13 protein-coding genes are annotated in these 19,021 nt (G+C 37.9%); 4 read left to right on the top strand and 9 right to left on the bottom strand.

All coding sequences use genetic code 11. The annotated features are described in order from the left end of the window. Positions 1-4 precede the first annotated feature (4 nt). Positions 5-808 carry an SDR family oxidoreductase gene (locus ACPF63_RS09070; protein ID WP_426482759.1) on the top strand — a complete coding sequence of 268 codons (804 nt, stop codon included), beginning with the start codon at positions 5-7 and terminating at the stop codon, positions 806-808. Between the two features lie 141 nt (positions 809-949). Here the strand turns inward: ACPF63_RS09070 and ACPF63_RS09075 are convergent, their stop codons facing one another. After that, positions 950-1,945 carry an aldo/keto reductase gene (locus ACPF63_RS09075; RefSeq protein ID WP_426482760.1) on the bottom strand — a complete coding sequence of 332 codons (996 nt, stop codon included), beginning with the start codon at positions 1,943-1,945 and terminating at the stop codon, positions 950-952. A gap of 223 nt (positions 1,946-2,168) precedes the next feature. On the opposite strand from ACPF63_RS09075, the gene ACPF63_RS09080 reads away from it, so the two are divergent. The 3 genes from ACPF63_RS09080 (at position 2,169) to ACPF63_RS09090 (ending at position 6,434) form a co-directional block, all read left to right on the top strand. Beyond that, the gene (locus tag ACPF63_RS09080; protein ID WP_426482761.1) at positions 2,169-3,437 is read left to right on the top strand and encodes an NAD(P)/FAD-dependent oxidoreductase; all 1,269 of its coding nucleotides are present in this window, start codon (positions 2,169-2,171) and stop codon (positions 3,435-3,437) included. 34 nt (positions 3,438-3,471) lie between these two features. Further along, positions 3,472-4,464 carry an SDR family oxidoreductase gene (locus ACPF63_RS09085; RefSeq protein WP_426482762.1) on the top strand — a complete coding sequence of 331 codons (993 nt, stop codon included), beginning with the start codon at positions 3,472-3,474 and terminating at the stop codon, positions 4,462-4,464. A gap of 122 nt (positions 4,465-4,586) precedes the next feature. Next, positions 4,587-6,434 carry a chloride channel protein gene (locus tag ACPF63_RS09090; RefSeq protein WP_426482763.1) on the top strand — a complete coding sequence of 616 codons (1,848 nt, stop codon included), beginning with the start codon at positions 4,587-4,589 and terminating at the stop codon, positions 6,432-6,434. A gap of 160 nt (positions 6,435-6,594) precedes the next feature. Here the strand turns inward: ACPF63_RS09090 and ACPF63_RS09095 are convergent, their stop codons facing one another. The 8 genes from ACPF63_RS09095 to ACPF63_RS09130 form a co-directional block, all read right to left on the bottom strand. Next, positions 6,595-7,539 carry an aldo/keto reductase gene (locus tag ACPF63_RS09095; protein ID WP_077417352.1) on the bottom strand — a complete coding sequence of 315 codons (945 nt, stop codon included), beginning with the start codon at positions 7,537-7,539 and terminating at the stop codon, positions 6,595-6,597. 361 nt (positions 7,540-7,900) lie between these two features. Further along, entirely contained in the window at positions 7,901-9,709 is a 1,809-nt protein-coding gene (locus ACPF63_RS09100; protein ID WP_426482764.1) for a hypothetical protein, read from the bottom strand. Positions 9,710-10,164: 455 nt separating this feature from the next. Further along, on the bottom strand, positions 10,165-11,316 hold the full coding sequence (locus ACPF63_RS09105; protein WP_426482765.1) for an efflux RND transporter periplasmic adaptor subunit: 1,152 nt from the start codon (positions 11,314-11,316) through the stop codon (positions 10,165-10,167). 7 nt (positions 11,317-11,323) lie between these two features. Next, positions 11,324-15,661, bottom strand: a complete 4,338-nt coding sequence (locus ACPF63_RS09110) for a CusA/CzcA family heavy metal efflux RND transporter (RefSeq protein WP_426482766.1) — start codon at positions 15,659-15,661, stop codon at positions 11,324-11,326. A gap of 269 nt (positions 15,662-15,930) precedes the next feature. Beyond that, a complete protein-coding gene (locus ACPF63_RS09115) occupies positions 15,931-16,293 on the bottom strand; it encodes a hypothetical protein (RefSeq protein WP_426482767.1) in 363 nt (120 codons plus the stop codon). Between the two features lie 123 nt (positions 16,294-16,416). Further along, entirely contained in the window at positions 16,417-16,986 is a 570-nt protein-coding gene (locus ACPF63_RS09120; protein WP_426483208.1) for a Crp/Fnr family transcriptional regulator, read from the bottom strand. Between the two features lie 44 nt (positions 16,987-17,030). Beyond that, positions 17,031-17,789 carry a siderophore-interacting protein gene (locus ACPF63_RS09125; protein WP_426482768.1) on the bottom strand — a complete coding sequence of 253 codons (759 nt, stop codon included), beginning with the start codon at positions 17,787-17,789 and terminating at the stop codon, positions 17,031-17,033. Positions 17,790-17,791: 2 nt separating this feature from the next. Then, positions 17,792-18,967: an MFS transporter gene (locus tag ACPF63_RS09130; protein ID WP_426482769.1), complete on the bottom strand. Its 1,176-nt coding sequence runs from the start codon at positions 18,965-18,967 to the stop codon at positions 17,792-17,794. Positions 18,968-19,021: the final 54 nt, after the last annotated feature.

The following is a 19,021-nucleotide window of genomic DNA, read 5'->3' on the forward strand; positions in this document are numbered from 1 at the left end:
AAGTATGAGCAGTTACTTTGATCATAAGGTTATTTGGATTACCGGAGCATCATCAGGGATTGGGGAAGCTTTAGTAACTAATTTGGCAAAGAACAGCCATGCAAAAATCATCCTGTCCTCCAGAAAAGAAGAACAGCTGCATCTGGTGGCTCAAAAAGCCGGATTGAATACAGATCGGTATGCGGTGATTCCTTTAGACCTGAAAAATTATAAAGAAATGCCTGCCATTGCGGCAAAAGCTTCAGAACAGTTTGGGAAGATTGATATTCTGATCAACAATGCCGGACTGTCTCAACGTTCTTTAGCCATGGAAACGGATATTGAAGTAGATAAACAGCTGATTGATATTGATTATATTGGAACGGTGGCGCTTACTAAAGCAACTGTACCTTATATGATCAGGAATAAAGGTGGGCAGATTGCGGTTGTGTCCAGTCTTATGGGAATATTTGGTGCTCCTATGCGAAGTGGATATGCAGGAGCAAAACATGCTTTACATGGTTTTTTTGATGCTTTACGGGCAGAACTATTCAGCCAGAATATTAGGATTACGATCATTTGTCCGGGTTTTATACAGACAGACATTTCTATTAATGCTGTTACCGGAGATGGCTCATCACAGGGCACAATGGATAATGCCACAAAAAATGGCATGCCTGTAGAAATTTTTGCAAAAAAAATGCTCTATGCTATTGAAAAACAGAAAAAACAAAAAGCTATAGGAGGTAAAGAAGTAATGGCAGTGTATCTGAAGAGATTCTTTCCAGGTTTATTAGCAAAAATAGTCCGTAAGGCGAAAGTGGTATAAAGAAAAGCACAATTCAGTATTGCATTGCGCTTTTATATTAGAAGGTTTTTACCAACCCTATTCCTACAGTTTTATTCTGATCATAAACTATCATTAAATTTCGAATTTAAGCGAATTAACGTAAAAATGCGCTACAACTGTTTATTTTTCTCCCGGAACTTGTGCTTTCTCATAAATCAGCCCTTCATTTTTTAATTCTGTCCAGAATTCAACAGGAATAATGGTATTGAGAGCTTTCATATTATCTTTTACCTGTTTGGGCTGGCTGGCACCCGGAATAATAGAAGCAAATGCATCAGCGGCCAATACAAAATGTAGGGCAGCATCAATAAGGTTTATATTATACTTTTTAGCAATGGTATTCATTCTTTCTCTTTTTTCATGCATTCCTTTTGGAATCACATCTTTATAATTATAACGTTCCCTTCCCGCCAGATAACCTGAATTATACCCTGCTCCCGAAACAAGTTGTACACCTGCTTTTCTAACAACGGGAAGCAGCCGGTCTATCGCATCTTCATGCTCCAGAATAGAATACTGGGTTGCAGAAAGACAGATCTCCGGATCGGCAGAATCAATACAGTCTAAGATAGGTTCTATTTTATTCACCCCCATTCCCCATGCTCTGATAATTCTCTGTTCCCTAAGCTTTGAAAGAATCTTAAAAGCCCCTTCTCTTGCTTGTTTCAGAAAATAAGGATAGCGGTCTCCTACCTGATCTTCAGACAGGTCATGAATATAAACGATATCAATATGGTTCAGTCCGGTTCTATTCAGGCTGTCTTCAATAGATCTTTGTACAGCATCAGCTGTATAGTCATGAAAGAAATCGTAATGAAGAGGATTTTTCCACATGGTAGGTGGAACTTGAGATTCAGGAACCTCATGAAAAAGCCTTCCTACTTTAGTTGAAAAAATAAAGTCATTCCTGTCTTTATCCTTAAGAAAACTTCCAAATCTTTGCTCACTCTTGGTCAGTCCATACCAGGGAGACGTATCATAATATCGGATTCCCGTGTCCCAGGCCGTTTGCAGGATCTCCTGAGCCTGCTCATCCGTAATATTTTCAAAAGCCGTTCCTATGGCTACTCCACCGAGCCCCAGTCGGTGCTTTTCAGTTAAAATGTCTGTTTTCATATTAATATATTTAAGGTGTTGGATTCTTAAACAGGTTGCAAACATCGTGCTGGCATCATTGGAAGCCTTAAAAAGAAAAATTGACTGCAAACCTGAAACTCTGTTTCTCATTTAAATAAAGCATATTTTGTAATTTTAAATATTATGTTAAATATTTGTTTTGAAACTCCTTTGGTCCTGTTATTGAATCACTTTCAGTACACCATTTCAATAACAACTTATTATGAAAAAGCATATTCTAATCGTAGGAGGAGGATTTGCGGGCATCAATCTTATCAAATCTCTCAAGAATGATAAAAGATTCCGGATAACCCTAGTTGATAAAAATAATTATCATTTTTTCCCACCACTCATCTATCAGGTTGCTACTTCCTTTATAGAAGCTTCCAATATCAGCTACCCTTTCCGAAAACTCTTTTCAAACGATAAACATGTGAAATTTCATATGGGAAGCCTTCTGAAAGTAAACCCTGAAAATAGAACAATAGAAACTGATACGGGAAACCTGAGCTATGATTATCTGGTACTGGCATTAGGAACAGAGTCTAATTTCTTTGGAATGGAAAATGTAAAGAAATGCGCTCTACCCATGAAAAATATAGAAGAAGCACTCTATCTGAGGAATCATATCCTACTGACCTTAGAAGAAGCTGCCCGGAATAAAGACATCAAAGAAGCCGAAAAACTTCAGAATATCGTTATTGCCGGAGGTGGTCCCACAGGAGTAGAACTGGCCGGCATGCTGGCTGAAATGGGAAAATATATTGCTCAGAAAGAATATCCTGAAATTAAGCTGGGGCTTTCTAATCTTTATCTAATTGATGCTTTACCTACCTTACTTTCACCCATGAGCCGGCTGGCACAGGAAACAGCGTATGAAAAATTAAAAGAATTAGGTGTAAAAATACTTCTGAATGTTTCTGTAAAAGATTATACTGATCATAAAGTTATTTTAAGCGACGGATCATCTATTGAAACAGAGACACTGATCTGGACTTCCGGAGTGATAGGAAAAGAAGTTCCGGGGTTACCGGAAGAAAGTATTGGAAAAGGAAGAAGAATTTCAGTGGATGCCTATAATAAAGTAGAAGGAACGTCTAATATCTATGCATTAGGAGATCTTTCTTTAATGCTGGCTGAAGAAAAATTCCCGAAAGGTCATCCTCAACTTGCTCAGGTTGCTATTCAGCAGGGTAAAAATCTTGCTGCCAATTTTAAACGGATAGAAGATGGAAAAGTTCTGGAACAATTCCGGTACAATGATAAAGGCAGTATGGCTATTATTTCAAAATACAATGCTGTGGTAGATCTTCCAAAGCATTCCTTTAATGGATTCACAGCGTGGCTCACCTGGCTTTTCATCCATATTATTCCTTTGGTAGGGTTCAAAAATAAAATTCAGATGGCAATGGACTGGTTCCGCCTGTTTATTACCAACAATCCATCTATCAGGCTCATTCTCTTTCCAAAAAGAAACACAGGGAATGGATAATTAAAAAAATACCAACCCTTAAATCTCTATTATTATGAAAAATCAAAGAAGACCTCCTTTTTTTGGAGAAACAGTGGTCATAACCGGTGCTTCAAGTGGTATTGGGAAGGCAACAGCAGAGGCTTTTGCAGAACAGGGAGCAGATCTTGTTCTGGCAGCAAGAGGTGAAGAAGCTTTGAATGAAACGGCAGAACTATGCAGAAAACTGGGAGCTACGGCGATTGCAGTTCCCACAGATACATCCATTGCTGAAGACGTGGAAAATCTCGTTAGAGAAGCCCTTGAATTTAGTGGTAAAATTGATTACTGGGTGAATAATGCCGGAGTGCTTGCATTTGGTAAATTTGAGGAAATTCCGGTTGATGTCAGCGATCAGATCGTGAAAACAAACCTGTTGGGATATATGCATTCCGCCCATGCAGTGCTTCCTGTATTTAAGAAGCAGAAAAAAGGAGTCTTGCTTAATAATATTTCTATTGGCGGATGGATGCCTGCTCCCTACGGAACAGCCTATACAGCTTCAAAATTCGGAGTTCGTGGTATGGTGGAAACGTTACAGGGAGAAGTTTCAGACTTTCCTGATATTCATATCTGTGCCCTTTATCCCGGTTTTCAGAAATCTTCAGGAATAGAACATGCTGCTAATTATTCAGGAATACAATTAAGTACACCGCCTCCTTCATTTGATCCTCGTAAACTGGCTGCTTCTATTGTAAAGACTGCCAAAAACCCAAAAGAAGCCACCTATCCCGATTGGTCTGCGGTCGTATTTAAAAATCTATATGAAATGTTTCCCGAAGCTATTCGTTATGTATCTTCAGCAGGAATGCGTATGATCATGAAAAAAGCTCATCAGGATAAAAATACCGGCGGAAATGTACAGGAACCTTCTAAAGGAAATACGGGAATTGATGGGAAAACATTGTTTCATATTCCTGCAAAACCTTTGATCTTGGCGGGTGCAGGACTCATTGGAGCAGTGGTAGCAGGATTATTATTGACGGGTAGCTCTAAGAAAACAGGATAAATTTTACCGGAAATAAAAACGATAAACAGACTTTAAGAAAAGTGTTTTTTAGTGTTTTTGTGATATATTTCATAAATTTACGGAGCTGTATCAATCTGATGATAGCATAAAATGTTTCTAAGGTGAAAATTCACAACAAAAAAAAGTACCTGAGCTTCCTTAAATTTAAAAGAGATTTCCAAAAATATGGATTAGAAAAAGCGCGCAGTTATGAGCTTATTCTGCATTGGCTGAACAACAGGCTGAGCCGGAATCAGTTTCTGGTTCTTTCCGGAATTCTGGTAGGCTGTACGGCGGGTCTTGCGGGAGTTATTCTGAAAACGCTGGTACACAATATACACAATTTCATTACTACCAAAGTCCACTTTGAATATCAGATACTATTCTATATTGTTTTTCCTTTTTTAGGAATTGTATTGACCACGATGATCGTTCTGACGTTGTTCAAAGGACAGGATCGTAAAGGTATCGGGGCTATACTCTATGAAATTGCACAGAATTCCAGTATCGTAGCTTCCGTTAAAATGTATTCCCAGGTGATACAGAGTGCGGTTACCGTAGGATTGGGAGGTTCGGCAGGATTGGAAAGTCCTATAGCCGTTACCGGAGCTGCTATTGGTTCAAACTATGCGCAGACCTACAGATTAAGTTACAAAGAACGTACTTTATTGCTGGCTGCTGGTGCTACAGCAGGAATTGCATCTGCATTCAATGCTCCGATTGCCGGGATTATGTTTGCCTTTGAAATTCTGTTGACCGGAGTGGTTTTTACAGATTTTATTCCTTTGGTTGTGGCTGCAGTCTGCGGAAGTCTTTTGTCGAGGATTTTGCTTCAGGAAGATGTTCTTTTCAGGTTTTATACAAGAGATCCTTTCAACTATAAAAATGTCCCTTATTACCTTATTTTAGGGCTTGTAACAGGTTTGTATGCCCGCTATTTTGTGATTATTTCCCAAAAAGTAGAACATTTTATAAAAGGACTTCAGCTTTCCAGAATGCGTAAAGCAATGTTTGGTGGCGCTGTACTTTCATTGTTGTGTGTTCTTTTTCCACCATTATTTGGAGAAGGTTATGAAACAGTGAAAGCATTTACCAACGGAAATACCCACTCTATTATTGAAAACAGTTTTTTCAGGTATTTTGAGATCGGAGACTGGACGATTATTGTATTTTTAATTCTGGTATTGCTTTTAAAAGCATTTGCCACTTCTTTTACCATCTTCAGTGGTGGTAATGGAGGTAATTTTGCTCCGTCTCTTTTTGCAGGAGGAACTTTAGGGTACTTATTTGCTTTGGTTTGTCAGCATTTAGGCTTTACAGATGTTCCGGTGACCAACCTTGTTCTGGTAGGAATGGCTGGGGCAATGAGCGGTGTACTGTATGCTCCGCTTACTGCAATATTTCTGATTGCAGAATCCAGTTTCGGATATGATCTGTTTATTCCCTTGATGATCGCTTCTGTGATATCTTACCTTATTGCCAAATGGTTCTCCCCTATCTCTCCGGAACTGAAATCTTTGGCAGATGAAGGAAAGATTTTGACCAATAAACATGATAAAAACCTTCTTTTTGCCTTGAGAACAGAAGATTTTATAGATCAGTATTCTCAGACCATTAATGAAAATGCTTCCGTTACTGAATTATTTGAAATGGTAAAGAGTGGAGATAAAAATATTTTTGCTGTTGTGGATGAAAATAGAAAGCTAAAGGGAATTCTTACCCTGGATGATATAAGACCTTATCTTTTTAACAAAGAAATGGATGCTTCTCAGCTGGTCATTCAGATTATGAAAGCCCCACCAGCTATACTTCACCGTGATAATAAACCTCTGGAGATTCTTCAGACTTTTGATGATACAGGGGTATGGAATCTTCCTGTAGTGAGTGAGAATAATGATTTTATAGGCTTTATTTCAAAATCCTCAATACTGATGAGCTACAGACAGCTTTTGAAGGAATATTCTGATTAATTAATAACTGAATAATCACAATCGAAGAACTAAAATTTCTCTTCATTGGAGAGGTGTCGAAAATTCAAAGAATTTTTGACGGGGTGGTTAGCATTGTCAAAATAAAAAATCCATTCAGCAATGAACGGATTAAATTTTAGTCTATAATGAAAGTCGAAAATTAGTTGCCTGCACTATTCAGCAGATCAATATCTTCCTGATCAAGAATAAGTTTTGGAGCATTGAATACCGTTTCAAGCTGTGATGCACTTGTAGCACTTACAATAGGAGCTGTGATCAAAGGATTGGATAACAGCCATGCCAGAGAAACCGTTCCCTGAGTGGTATTATGTTTTGAACTTACCTGATCCAGAGCTTTTAACACTTCAAGTCCTTTAGGATTTAAATACTTTCTTACCCCTTCACCTCTCGCGCTTTTTGCAAGATCTGCTTCATCACGGTATTTACCCGTTAAGAAACCAGCTGCCAGAGACCAGTAAGGAAATACACTTAAATCGAACTGCTCTGCCAGAGGTGCATAATTTCCCTCAAAACCTTCCCTTTCCATCAGGTTATAATGAGGCTGTAATGCAACATATTTAGGAAGATTATTCTTTTCAGCAGCTTCAAATGAAGCTTTTAAACGTTCCGGTGATAAATTGGAAGCCGCAATATAGCGCACTTTTCCAGCCTTAATGATCTCATCATAAGCCGAAAGCGTTTCTTCTACCGGAGTGATATTATCATCAAAGTGAGTATAATAGAGATCAATATGATCGGTCTGAAGCCTTTTCAGCGACTCATCCACTGATTGTAAGATATGCTTTCTGCTGATATCATAGCCATGTTCTTTGGTTTCAGAACCTACTTTTGTTGCCAAAACGATATCATTACGGTTAGAACGGCTTTTCATCCACTTTCCAATGATCTCTTCAGATTGTCCTCCTTTCCCGTTCACCCACCATGAATAGGTGTCTGCAGTATCTACAAAATTGAATCCTGCTTCTGTAAAGCGATCCAGTATATCAAAAGACTGTTTTTCATCCAGGGTCCATCCAAAAACATTTCCTCCGAAATTGATTGGCGCAATCGTTAAATCGGTGTTTTTGATCTTTCTTTTTTCCATAAAAATAATTTTACTAAGTAGGATCTAAGGTAAGGAATATTATGCCCAAAGGATATTCAAAATAGCCATTCCGTCTATAGTTATTATAAATGAAAACACGGATGTTTCGTCAGTTTTTTTGACTATTATTTTTTACAAAACGCAAAGACGCAAATAATTCTTACCTGCAACATCGTTTTTAAGACGCAAGGATTTTTTCTCCGATAAAATTGTGTATTGTAAAAATAAGATACATCCTTTGTTGGAAATATTTGATTGCCTGCATTTATATTTTATATTTCCCCAACAGAACAACTCAAAAAAACAAAAACAGCCTCCGCGTTGAAAGCTGTTTTTATTATCTATCAATTAAAAAATACGGTTATTTTTCAACCTGCGGAACATCAATAGCAGTAAGCTGAAGTTTATATTCCTGTAATTGCAGATTGATGGTTGATAATCCGTTGCTGAAGAATGATGATCCTATAAAAAGATCATGATAATATTCTATTCCTTCAAGTATATTCTTCTTGAAAGCATTCCATTTTTTTGTTTGGGCATGGGTAATCTGTACTGAAGATTCAGCAATTTCCTTTCTCAGATAGTCAACATACATTTTCAGTTCATTGATAAACATATTTGGACGTTGAGTATGGGAAAGAATATTGGTGTTTCCATAAATATGTTTTACCATTTCCGAAAGTGAAACTTCTTTATCAAAAAAAGCGATATTGGGTCCGGGACATATCACAACCCCCTGTTTTTCTCCTTTGATTTCAAGATTCTGCTCCATATATGCTGCATTCACAAGTCCTACACACAGACAGGCTTTATCGGTAATTTGAGACTTTCTTTTATCAAACTCTTTTTCTGTTAAGGTTTCCCGGTCAGTATACAATTCTTTCAGTTTGATATCCTGATATTTTTTAGAAGCGGTACAGGTTCCTTCCGGTGAGAATTCTTTGCTTAATGCCAGAAGCTTTTTCGGACACGAACTGCCGTATTTACCTTTAGCTTCTTTTTCATACTTCAATAGTTCATTAGAAGTTCCTTTTACTGTATTGAAAGGCACTCCCAGAGGCGAAATATGACTCAGATACAAATCCTGTTCTTTTGATTTTACAAGCAGATTTCGGGTTTCCGTATCTACAGAAGTGGCTTCAGGGACCAGTAAAAACGGAGAGCCCCATCCTACACTGTCTACCTTATAATGCGCCAATAGAAACTCATGTTCTTCGGAAGTTCCTACTCCACCCTGAACGGTAATTTTCATTTCCAAAGGCTCAGAAACCAAAGGCTTTCCTTTTTGCTCCAAAGCAGCTGTCATTAAGGTATGCGCAGACTGTATCAGATCATTTTTTTTCTGCTTAAATTCTTCCATGATAGGCCCGAGAAGCATTCCTTCGGTTGCAAAAGCATGGCCGCCGCAGTTCAGCCCGGATTCTATTCTGTATTCTGAAACCCACAGTCCTTTTTTAGCCAGAAAGTTTCCCTGGATCATTGCAGAACGGAAGTCGCTTACTTTAAGAATGATTTTCTTTTTGATCTTTCCGTTTTCATCCGGGAAAAAGTCTTCAAACTCTTCCATATAACTATACAGACGAGGATTCATTCCTGCAGAAAGAACCATTGATGATGACAATTTGCTTTTGGCAAATCCCCTCAGTGAAGCATGGGCATCGTTATACATTACCGGAAGCTGCTCGTTGTTCTGATAATTGTCCTTATCCACTTTCGTCATGATATTAACGTCAATACTTCCAGGTCTTAAGTTGGATTCTATGAAGTTCTTGATATTGGAGCTCCAGTTACCTTTTTGATTAATGAGATTCTGAAGACTTGTTTTAAGATCCGAAGTATTCGGAAGTATGGCCATGAAGTCCTTTAAAGCCTCTTTGTTTTTGCTGATTTCCTGCTTGAAAGATTCAAATTTTTCATTCACGATATCATCCACCATATCCAGATAGGCAGTAACTCTTCTTGCCCTGTAATCATCTGTTTTTGTTGAGATTCCAAAATAATCAAGATTAAACTTTTTATTATAAAAGTTTTTCATCTTTTCAAGGATTTCATCATCAATAATAGAAATCACAGAAGAAATTCCATATTGTGCAACACGGATCGGGCTGTCTATGGTGTAAGCCAGTCCCATTACCGGAATATGGAAATTGTGCAAAGGTTTTTTTGTCATAAATTTTCGATAAAAGTTCTTTTCTTATTCATCTAAAAAATCCTTTAAAAACTATTCACTTCTTAAATGTATTATTTTAAAATGAATTATGCATTAAATAATATTTTGTAAAATGAAAAACATGTCAAATATCATTTTTTTTAATTGGTTTTATAGCTATGCATATAAAGGATAGTCATTCAAATAAAAAAGATCAGCCGGCTGCCTGATCTTTTCGTTTTGTAGTAGATTTTATTTTAACCACAAAAGGCACAAAAGTTTTTGAACACTTAGGCTTTTTAAGAGCCAGCTTTTATGCATAATAAGTACATTTAAGTTTTTTGAAAATCTCTGATTTTCGTCTTATGTGAACTTATTCGTGTTAGTATTTTAAACTTACTTAGACTAAAGTGTTTTAAAATAAAAACTTTTGTAACTTTTGTGGTTTTAATAAATAAAAATCTTAGTATACTTAATTATTCTGCCTTGTTTTTAAGCATCATCAGAAGGCTGTAAGCACCTTTCTGTACAATTTTTTTATCCATTAAAGCATCTGCTTTTACAATCTCTGTAAACTGGTCATCAGAAATTCCGGTTACAACAGGAATCATTTTATAATTCGATTTTCCGAGATCTTCAAAAACATAATTTTTATTTTCAAAAGATATTACCGCTTCATTAGGAAGTCCCTGTGTGTAGCGGCTGTTGATATTAACTTCAGCATTGACATACATTCCTTTTACAAATTCAGAATTTACCGAAGACAATTTAGCAACGGCAGTTGCAGATCCCCCGTTTTCAATGCTTGGAACTACACTGACAATCCTTGCGTTATATTTCACATCCGGATTCTGATTGTTGTACACTACAATTTCCTGTCCTGCTTTCACATTATTCACATCATTTTCAAAAACTTTTAATTCCAAAAGCAATCCTGCGGGGTTGATCAGCTCAAACAAAGTATCTGCCGGATTGATGTATTGTCCGTTGTTCACAAGAATTTTACTTACAAAACCAGTAAATGGGGCATAGATATTAATCTTACTTCTGATATTTCCGGTATGTAAACCTCTGGCGTTAATTCCAATGATTCTCAACTTTTCTTCAAGCCCCTTTAAAGTAGCATCCAGGGTAGCATAATCTGCCTGAGCGGTCTGCATCGTCTTATCACTGCTGGCTTTGCTTGTATTAAGGTCTTTCTGGCGGTTAAAGTTCAGTCTTGCGGCTTCAAGCTGTGCTTTTGTCACCAGATAATCCTGCTGAAGCTGTATAAATTGTGGATCTTCCACAACAGCAAGAACCTGTCCTTTATTGAAATGGCTTCCGTTAATTATGTTAATAGATTTGATGTGCCCACCCATAATACTGGAAACCAAACTGATGTGTGAAGGTGCAATTTCTGCTTTTCCGTTCAGTCTTATCAGCTTTTCCATATTTCTGTTCTGAATAGATGTGGTGGTAATTCCTACAGACTGAATTTGTTTTTCCGTGAGATGAACCGAATTTTCATTGTTTTTGGTAAATTTTGTGTTTTCGTAAACCGTTTTTTCTTCTTCTTTTTTTCCTGAACATGAAGATAAAGTAAGGATTAAAGTAAGGCTGTATATAGATATATTCTTGAACTGCATGACGTTGTTATTTTGAAATTAAGAAATTAAGTTCGGCACTGATCTGATTCAGTTTTTCCAGCTGATCAATATAGTCTGCTTTGGTTTTTACGGCCTGGTTCACCAATATTACCCAATCCAGGTAATCAATTTCTCCTACTTCCATCTGTTTCTGGGCTGTTTTTAAAATGATTTCAGATTTCGGAAGTTGTTTTTGTTGATAATTTTCAATGATTCTCTGTTGATTCATATAATTATTCAGTTGCTGTCTCAATCTGTTTTTCAGCTCAATTTCTTTTCGCTGGTATTGATTTTCGGATATTGCAATTTTTGCCTGTGCAGCCTTTGCCAAAGCTCTTTGCCCTTTTGTAAACAATGGAATTCCTACGCCCACCTGAACCGAATTAAAACGGTTATTATTGATGTTTTTCATACTCTGATTGGTATATCCAACAAGAAGATCCGGAAGCAGTTTACTTTTCTCCAGCTGTACTTCCGCCTCTCCTACTTTAATCTGTTGCTGCAGATACTGAAGTTCAGGATGTTGTTTTACCATTTCCTCAGAAATCTGAATACCCATATTCATTGTCGGTTGATCAGCAATCGGCTGGTAAGGATTCTCAGACTGAAGTAATACCTGAAGCTGAAGTTTTGCGATATCTAGATCATTTTCAAGATTGTTCAGCTGTACTTGTACCTGTTCTTTCTGGATTTCAGCGGTTGATTCCTCTAAAATATTGGCTTCTCCTTTTTTTAATCTTAATCCCGCTTTGTCAGCAAAATTATTGTACATCTGGCTGATATATTCCAATACTTTTTTCTTTTCCTGAAGCACTAATATTCTGTAGAAAACGTCTGTAACCTCTTTCGTAAGCTGTGTTTTGGTCAAATTCTGATTGATGATACCCGCAGACCATTCCGCATCCAGCATTTGTTTTCTTTTTGAATAAACCGTAGGAAAACTGAATCTTTGAGAGATTCCGAAAGAATTGTCGGTTTCCTCTCCCTGAATCTGTCCAAATCCGCCTGTAACTTCCATTTGTGGAATATCCAGATAGCTGGCTTTGAGTTTTTCCTGATAATCTGATACTAATTTTGAGTTTTTAAGGATTCCGTTTTGTTGATAGGCCTTTTCCAAAGCCTGGTCATAAGTAATGCTTTCCTGAGCCTGAAAACTTCCGAAAGAGATCAGCAGTAGGAAAACGGACAGTTTTTTATAGTTTGATTTTTTAGAGAATTTCATTTTATCTTTATTAATATTTTCGAATAAAACATAGAGAATAGGAAGTACAAAAAGGGTTAAAAGTGTAGCAAGCATCAAACCGCCGATTACAACGGTAGCCAAAGGCCTCTGTACTTCTGCTCCGGCACCATTACTGATCGCCATAGGAAGAAATCCTAACGAAGCCACAAAAGCTGTCATTAACACCGGACGAAGTCTGATTTTTGTACCTATCAGTACAATTCTGTTGGTGTTTGTTATTCCATTCTTTTTCAATCGGTTAAACTCTGATATCAAAACAATTCCATTAAGTACTGCTACTCCGAATAAAGCGATGAATCCTACCCCTGCGCTGATACTGAAAGGCATTCCTCTCAATGCCAGAAAATAAATACCTCCTATCGCAGACAATGGAATGGCGGTATAGATCAGTAAGCTGTGTTTTACAGAACCGAAAGCAAAGAACAACAACAGGAAAATCATTACTAATGAAATAGGAACTGCTACTCCGAGTCTGGCTTTGGCTTCATTTAAATTTTCAAAAGCTCCTCCATAAGAAACGGTATATCCGGGTGATAGTTTCAGGCTTTTAGCTGCCTTTTGCTGAAGTTCTTCCACGATGCTCTGAACATCCCTTCCTCTTACATTAAACCCTACGATGATTCTTCTTTTGGTATCTTCCCTCTGGATCTGGTTCGGACTGTTTTTAAGCTCTACTTTGGCCAGCTGTGATAAAGGAACCTGCTCTCCTGAAGCGGTAGGTATCAAAAGATTCCGGATACTTGTGATATCTTTTTTATGTTCATTATCCATCCGGACTACAATGTCAAACTTCTTCTCTCCTTCGTATAAAGCACCTGCTGTCTGACCGGCAAAAGCCATATTGATAACCCTGTTGATATCTGCTACGGAAATATTATATCGGGACAGTTCCGAACGGTTATAATCAATAACAACCTGTGGAGCTCCCACAACGGGTTCTATATAAAGATCCTGAGCTCCTTTTACCGTGTTGATAATGCTTCCCATCTTTTTTGCGTAGGCAGCAAGGCTGTCCAGATCTTCCCCATAAATTTTGCATACCACATCCTGCCTTGCTCCGGTCATCAGCTCATTGAAACGCATTTGTACCGGGAACTGAAAACTGGTTGTCAATCCCGGAATAACGCTCAGTGCTTTACTCATTTTATCAGAAAGTTCTGGAAATGTTTTTGCAGAAGTCCATTCTTTTTTAGGTTTTAAGACAATGATCATATCTCCGGAATCCATTGGCATTGGTTCCGTAGGAATTTCTGCACTACCAATCTTCATGACCACCTTCTGTATTTCAGGAAACTGGGTTAAAAGTATATTAGCTGCCTGACTGGTTGCTTTTTTGGTTTCATTGATATTGCTTCCCTGAAGAATCCTCATTTCAACGGCAAAGTCACCTTCTTCAAGAGATGGGATAAATTCCCCACCCATTCTGGAAAGGGTAAAAACAGCACCAACAAACAGTACTAACACTCCCAGAATAATGGTTTTTCTATACTTAAGGGCTTTTATCAGGAATTTCTGGTGGCCAGTTTCTACTTTTCCCATTACACGGTCTGAAATATTTTCTTTTTCTTTCTTCTTTCTGCTCAATACCAGAGAACTCATCATAGGAATATAAGTAAGGGAAAGAATAAATGCGCCTATCAGGGCAAATGCAACGGTCTGGGCCATTGGTTTAAACATTTTACCTTCAATGCCCTGAAGTGTAAAAATCGGAAGATATACAATTAAGATAATGATCTGCCCAAAAACGGCACTGTTAACCATTTTGGTCGCAGAACCGGAAACCTGGTCATCCATTTCTTTTTTGCTGAGCATATTATCTTTTCCAAAATGCTTTTTGTGGGCCAGCTGATGCAGTACCGCTTCCACGATGATAACGGCTCCATCTACGATAAGTCCGAAATCAAGCGCTCCAAGACTCATCAGGTTTCCTCCTACCCCAAAAATATTCATCATAATGATAGCGAAAAGCATCGCTAAAGGAATTACTGAAGCTACCAATAATCCTGCTCTGAAGTTTCCTAAGAATAAAACCAGAATAAAAACAACAATCAAAGCGCCTTCCATCAGGTTTGTTTTTACTGTACTGATGGTGTTGTTTACCATTTTAGCACGGTCAAGGAAAGGTTCAATGACAACCCCTTCAGGTAATGATTCCTGTATTTTTTCCAGTCTTTCTTTAATATTTCCAATCACTACATTGGCATTCTCCCCTTTCAGCATCAGGACAATAGCTCCGGATACTTCTCCTGTATCATTATAGGTCATAGCACCATATCTTGTTGCATACCCTATCTTTACGGAAGCAACATCTTTAATGTGAACCGGAATACCTTCTTTGGTTTCTGCCACCTGAATACTTCCGATATCTTCCGTACTTCCCAGAAGCCCTTCGCTGCGAATAAAAAGAACGGTTTCTTTCTTCTCAATATAAGCACCTCCGGTATTTTGGTTATTTTTCTCCAACGCTCCAAAAACATCGTTGATATTGATATTGAATGCCTGAAGTTTGTTGGGATTAATGGCGATTTCATATTGTTTCAGCTTTCCTCCGAAACTGCTGACATCGGCGACTCCTTTAGTTCCCAGAAGCTGTCTTCTGACCACCCAATCCTGAATGGTTCTGAGTTCCGTTTCATCATAGACATTTTCATATCCTTTTTTGGCCCTTACCACATATTGGAAAATTTCTCCCAATCCTGTGGAAATAGGTCCCAGTTCCGGTTTTCCGATTCCGGCCGGGATATTGTCCTGAACAAGCTGCAAACGTTCCTGAACCTGCTGGCGTGCCCAGTAGACATCCGTATTGTCATCAAAAACTACCGTTACTAATGACAGTCCGAAACGTGAGAAACTTCTAAGTTCTGTAATTCCGCTGATATTGCTGGTAGCCTGTTCGATAGGAAATGTAACAAGGCGTTCAATATCTGCTGCACCATAAGAAGGAGCAGTCGTAATAATCTGTACCTGATTATTGGTGATGTCCGGCTGAGCATCTATGGGTAGTTTGGTGGTTTCATAGACCCCAAAAAGAACAAGCCCCACTGTAAACAGAGCAATGATGAGTTTATTCTTTACAGAAAACTCAATAATTTTATTTAACATGGAAAAAACTATTAATTGATAACCCGGAATGTCTTATAAAAGCTGCTGAAGTCTTTATTTGTACAATTACAAAAGCACAGAAGATATCATATCACTCAGTAAGGATATCTCCCTGATAATCATGTGCTTTGTTGTAAACTTATCATTTGAAAAATTTAAACAAAGTTTAGTAAAGACATCATAAACAGAGTTATAATGCACGATGGGTTAAATTGATGTAATAATAAATGGACTGCTTTAAGTCTAAAGCAATGTCAGTGTAAAATCAATTATGAAAGCCGCGGAGGCTGGAAAATCTGGGAAAGATAATCATTGGAGAAATCTTTTTCCTTGTAGATACTGTTTTTCTTGGAAACAGTAATTTCTTTAGGTTTTTTTATTTCAAATGTAAGTTCCGGAAGCTGAGCATGTACAGTCAATACAATAGGAGGATTGATAAATGGCAGTTTCTGATCAGTATCCCAGTCAGAATCCTCTTTGTGATTATCATAATGCTCCATGACAAACTCTGATAAGCTTCCATGATATTCCATAAAATGTTCCACAAACATAGGCACCTTCAGTACTTCCCCCGCATTGGTGGTAGCCAGCACATACATCATTGAGCATAATATGGAGAACCATTTTAACATGAGTGCAAATATAAGGCTTAAATTTTTCCTGAGAAGGCTCTGGTATTAATTTTTTGAGAATTTTATTCCGTTTAAAAATGATTTAAAGCTCTTTGTAATATTATTAGATTTGTCAAACAAAAATCAAAGTCTTGATTTCAATCTGCTTAAAGTTTCCTGAGAGATATTAAGATAGGAAGCTACCATTTTATTAGAAAGTCTCCTTACTACAACAGGATTTTCATTCAGCAGCTGGCGGTACTTTTCAAGAGCATCCTGAACAAGGAAAGACATCAGTCTCTTCGTATTACTCACATACGCTGTTTCCAGATATATCCTGTAAAATTTTTCCCATTGCGGAATAATATCCAGGAGATGGTAAAAGCTTTCATGACTAATATAATATACTTCTGAATCCTCCACGGCCTGAATAAATTCGTCGGAGGGCTCAGAAGTAATAAAACTGGTTAATGCTGTTGCAAACTGATTTTCAAATGCAAAATATCGCGTGGAATCCTGCCCTTCTTCATTAATAAAAAATATACGGAGACAACCGTTTACAACAAAAAATGTCCGTTGGCTGTGTTGTCCGTTGGTAAGGAGTGTCTCATTCTTTTTTAATTGAATATGTTTGAAATAAGAAAGAATGGTATTCAATTCTTCATCCGTTACTGATATTCTATTTTTAATATATGAAGCTAAAAGTTCCTGCATGTAAGCAAAAGTAATGATAAAAAGGGTTTGCTTACTATTTTTATCTAAACTGTCCGGATATTTTCTGCCTGTCCGGCTTTCCAGTACGAGCAGATATATAGACCATGGGGATCCCATTGCAGGGTTGTTTTAAAATAATTACGAAGTTCATGAACTGTTGTGTATTCTGCAGCGATATACACATATTCTTTCAAAACTCCGGGCGGAAACTGAACAGATTTTACAGCTTCTGCAAGCCGGCTTCCCTCTTCCGGATGGGGATTGTGAAGCCATTCTACTGATATATCTGCTGCGGAACACAGAATAAGTTCATCTTCTTTGCCTGCCACCTCTAATAGGATCTTTGCGGATATATAAGGTGGAAACTGCTCAGCAATAGCACAAATGACAGGTAATGCTGTTGCATCTCCCGCCAGCAGATAAAAATCAGCATCGGGAACTAAAGGCCTTGTACTTTCTTTCATCCCTATTTCCAATGAATCACCAGGACTCGCTTGTAATGCCCATGCAGAAGCGGGCCCGTTATCACCATGGGCAACGAAATCTATAGTTAATTCCCGGTTTTCCAAGTCAATTTTTCTGTTAGTATATGTTCTGATTAAAGGAGTTCTTCCTTCTTCAGTTGGAAAAAAGATTTTATTATTTGAACCGGAACGCACATTGGCAAGCAGTTCAGCCTGATTGTCATCCATTTCAAATACCATACGGATAAGATGTGGGGTGAGATACTGTTTGTTTTTAATGATAAATGCAGAACGTATTTTTTTTGTTTTCTCTGCTTGAGTAATGATAGAATTTTCCATTTTTATTTTTTATTAAATAATAAAATAATCATTGATACCATACAGCTGATTCCCCCGAAAAGGTATACTGCCTGATAATCAAACCAGCCTGCAATCAGCCCGGCAATAGGTCCTGCCAGTCCTAATGAAAGATCAACAAAAGCAACATACGCTCCCAATGCTGTTCCTCTCATTTGTGGTTTTACTTTTTGAATCGCAAGAACTCCCAATGCCGGAAAGACCAATGAAAATCCAATCCCAGTTAATCCACATCCGATAATGGCTAATGTTTTGGAAACAGATGTCCATATCAGCAGCTGTCCTGCCACTTCGATGATCAGGGAGATCAAAGCAATCTTAAAACCTCCGTATTTATCCGGAAATGAAGCAAAGAAAATTCTGGTAAGAACATAACATATTCCGAAAACCATAAAAGCAAGTGAAGCATCTCCCCAATTCTTTTGTGAGAAAAATAAAGCAATAAAAGAAGCAATACATCCAAAAGCCATTGATGAAAAAGCAAGACTCAGTCCCTGCCCCGATATTGCCCCGATTACCTTGTAAAAAGGCGTTCGTACATGATCTTTATCTACAGGAATAGAAGGAAGTTTTGCGGTAGAAAGCCAGCTTACAAGCGGAAGTAAGGCTATAAGGATGAAAGCAGGCAGCATATTGTATTCTTTACTCAACCAGATACTGACAGGAGCCCCAATTGCAATTCCTGCATACATAGCAATACCGTTCCAGGTCATTACTTTTCCAGAGTTAGAGGGGCCTGCCAGCCCTATTCCCCACGTCAATGCTCCGGTAACCAGAAAGCTTTCGCCAATACCATGAATGATTCTTGCTGCTAACAGAAAGAGAAGTGCCATCAGCGGATGACCCTGAAATAGTATTGCAAGTATATAAACAATCCCGGCAATAACAGCTAATACCACGCCTGACATTTTACTTTTCTTGGCTCCTCTGGTATCTGTAATTTTCCCGGAATAGGCACGCGTCAAAAGTGTTGACAACGACTGCAAACCAATAACAAGCCCCACAATAATGCTGTCAAAACCTAATGTGTTCTGGACAAACCCGGGAAGTACTCCCAGGGCAATTCCTATGGTAAGATAAACTCCAAATACCGAAATGATAATGGGAGCGGTCGCCTGATAGAAATTAATAGTCTGCCCTTTTTCTAATGTTGTACTCATAAATTTTGTTTAAAATATTCAGGTGCAAATGTCCCTGTACAACAAATACCAAAC

The organism is Chryseobacterium sp. R2ACT005, from assembly GCF_049949215.1.
In the GTDB taxonomy this organism is placed as follows: Bacteria; Bacteroidota; Bacteroidia; order Flavobacteriales; family Weeksellaceae; genus Chryseobacterium.

Excerpts from the sequence above, each read along its gene's own strand:
- ACPF63_RS09070 (WP_426482759.1), top strand. The coding sequence starts at position 5 with ATGAGCAGTTACTTTGATCATAAGGTTATTTGGATTACCGGAGCATCA.
- ACPF63_RS09075 (WP_426482760.1), bottom strand. The coding sequence starts at position 1,945 with ATGAAAACAGACATTTTAACTGAAAAGCACCGACTGGGGCTCGGTGGA.
- ACPF63_RS09080 (WP_426482761.1), top strand. The coding sequence starts at position 2,169 with ATGAAAAAGCATATTCTAATCGTAGGAGGAGGATTTGCGGGCATCAAT.
- ACPF63_RS09085 (WP_426482762.1), top strand. The coding sequence starts at position 3,472 with ATGAAAAATCAAAGAAGACCTCCTTTTTTTGGAGAAACAGTGGTCATA.
- ACPF63_RS09095 (WP_077417352.1), bottom strand. The coding sequence starts at position 7,539 with ATGGAAAAAAGAAAGATCAAAAACACCGATTTAACGATTGCGCCAATC.
- ACPF63_RS09100 (WP_426482764.1), bottom strand. The coding sequence starts at position 9,709 with ATGACAAAAAAACCTTTGCACAATTTCCATATTCCGGTAATGGGACTG.
- ACPF63_RS09105 (WP_426482765.1), bottom strand. The coding sequence starts at position 11,316 with ATGCAGTTCAAGAATATATCTATATACAGCCTTACTTTAATCCTTACT.
- ACPF63_RS09110 (WP_426482766.1), bottom strand. The coding sequence starts at position 15,661 with ATGTTAAATAAAATTATTGAGTTTTCTGTAAAGAATAAACTCATCATT.
- ACPF63_RS09115 (WP_426482767.1), bottom strand. The coding sequence starts at position 16,293 with ATGTTAAAATGGTTCTCCATATTATGCTCAATGATGTATGTGCTGGCT.
- ACPF63_RS09120 (WP_426483208.1), bottom strand. The coding sequence starts at position 16,986 with ATGCAGGAACTTTTAGCTTCATATATTAAAAATAGAATATCAGTAACG.
- ACPF63_RS09125 (WP_426482768.1), bottom strand. The coding sequence starts at position 17,789 with ATGGAAAATTCTATCATTACTCAAGCAGAGAAAACAAAAAAAATACGT.
- ACPF63_RS09130 (WP_426482769.1), bottom strand. The coding sequence starts at position 18,967 with ATGAGTACAACATTAGAAAAAGGGCAGACTATTAATTTCTATCAGGCG.